The organism is Streptomyces sp. 13-12-16, assembly GCF_002114215.1.
In the GTDB taxonomy this organism is placed as follows: Bacteria; Actinomycetota; Actinomycetes; order Streptomycetales; family Streptomycetaceae; genus Streptomyces.
Map to the genome: position 1 here is coordinate 1 of NZ_NCTE01000516.1, position 1,991 is coordinate 1,991.

A 1,991-nucleotide genomic window follows, 5' to 3' on the forward strand; every position below is an offset into this window, starting at 1 on the left:
CTCCAGGTCGGCGGCGTCGACGACCCGGCGCCCGCCCGTGACGGCGTCCGGACCGCCGGACCCGGGCGGCGCGCCCCTCTCAGGGTGCACACGCCGACGGCCGGCCGGCCCGCCGTCGTTCTGCCGTTCACCCATGTCCGTTCCGTTCCTGCTCGTTCCACTTGATGCCCACGCCCGGCCCGCCACGTCCGTGCGGACCGGCCGCACAAGCGGTACCGCCCGGACCGACGGATACGTTCCGCATGTCCGGCCCGTTCAGCTGGTGGCCCTCGGGGGCCGTCGTGGGCCGCCGGGTGCGGCCGGCCCGGGTCGGACGCCGTCGCGCCGCCCGCCGTGTCCGCCGTCCCGGCCGACGTTCATGTCGACTCACCCAGCGTCCGCGAGGCCTCATCCGTCACACTCTCGACGCCGAGCTGCTTCGCCAGACGTTTCAGCCCCCGGTACGCGGCCGTCCGTACCGCGCCCGGCCGCTTGCCGAGGACGCGGGCGGTGGCGGGGCCGTCGAGGCCGACGACCACCCGCAGCAGCACGGCCTCGGCCTGGTCGCGCGGCAGCCCGCCGACCAGTTCGAGGGCGTACTCGGTGGACATGGCCTCCATGGCCTGGTCGTAGGTGCTGTGCGGTCCGGGCAGGTCCAGGACGTCCTGTTCCAGCGTGGAGGGCCGGGGCCGTACCCGCTGCCGGCGCAGGTGGTCCAGCGCCCGGTGCCGGGCGATGGTCGCCGTCCAGCCCCGGAACCCGGCCCCGTCGCCCTTGAACCTCCCCAGGTCGCGGGCTATCTCCAGCCAGGCGTCCGACATCACGTCCTCGGCGTCGTCCCCGACGAGCCCGCGCACGTAGACGAGCAGGCCGGGCTGTACGAGCCGGTAGGCCGCGGCGAAGGCGGCCTCGTCGCCCTTCTGGGCCCGCGCGACGGCCGCGCCCAGTTCCCCGTCGTACGCCTGTGCGCGGCGGGGTTCCCCTCCGTGGCCCAAGAACCGTCCTCGTCCGTACCGAGCGCGTGGCGCACCGCTATCGCTTGGCGTGGGCACGTCCAGCAGTGACCACACCCTCACGGTCATCAGCGTCCGGCGCCACGAAAGTGTCACAGCTCGTCACACGCCTCGTGCGGCACACACGGGCGCGCCGGTCCGCACCCGGCCCCGGCGTCAGGGAACGGCGGGGCCTCCCAGGTAGGTTCCGTCCCGGCCGTACGGCCAGGCGTTGGCGACGCAGCCCTTCAGCCCCTTGATCTGCTGCATCATCGCGGGGGCCGGTCGCCCGGGCCCCGGGCAGGTCTCGTGGCCGTGTCCGATGCGGTGGCCGACCTCGTGGTTGACGATCAGTGCGCGGTACTCGCCGATCGGTCCGTCGAACCGGGGCGAGCCCAGCACCCACCGCTTGAGGTTGACCACCACGTCCGCGCCCACGCTGCAGTTGACCTCACCGCGCGTCAGCAGGCCCGCGGCACCGCAGATGTCGTCCGTGGTGCCGGGCGTGGCGATCTTCACGACGAAGTCGTACGAGCCCGAGCCGACGAGCTGGAAGGAGTTCACCCCGTCGCGGGTCCAGCCCCTGCGGTCGGCGAGGACGTCGGAGATCTCGGCCGCCGCCGCGCTCGCCGACACGTCGATGCCGTCCTCGACCAGCACCTTGTAACGCCGCGTCCGGCTGCCCGTACCGACGACGCTCCCGTCCGCCTGTGCGGTGGTGAAGGTGCCGGGGCCGGTGGCCGGGATGTCGATGACGGTGGACGAGGGGGAGGCGGAAGCGGACGTGGGCGCGGACGCGGACGCGCCGGGGGGCGGGGAGGTGGAGGGGCCCGGGCTTTCGGAGGCGCGGGGGGTCGGTTCCGCGCGGGGCGGCGGGGTGCCGCCCTCCAGCATGTCCCCCGCGTCCACGGACGCGTCGCCCGCCGCGGGTGCGTGCCGGTCCTGGTAGTAGGCCACGGCGGCGCCCGAGGCGACCATCACGACGGCGAAGGCCAGCCCGGCCGGCACGGTCCGGGTCCG

The 1,991-nt window shown here is 74.7% G+C and carries 2 protein-coding genes; both read right to left on the reverse strand.

The genetic code is table 11. The features are described from left to right. Positions 1-356: 356 nt before the first annotated feature. Complete coding sequence (locus B7767_RS20865) at positions 357-974, reverse strand: RNA polymerase sigma factor (protein WP_085573534.1); 618 nt, start codon at positions 972-974, stop codon at positions 357-359. Positions 975-1,148: 174 nt separating this feature from the next. Continuing rightward, complete coding sequence (locus B7767_RS20870; protein ID WP_373408229.1) at positions 1,149-1,865, reverse strand: DUF3152 domain-containing protein; 717 nt, start codon at positions 1,863-1,865, stop codon at positions 1,149-1,151. Between the last annotated feature and the right edge of the window lie 126 nt (positions 1,866-1,991).

What these genes read in the sequence shown, in the direction of transcription:
- B7767_RS20870 (WP_373408229.1), bottom strand. Translation starts at nt 1,865, where the DNA reads ATGCTGGAGGGCGGCACCCCGCCGCCCCGCGCGGAACCGACCCCCCGC.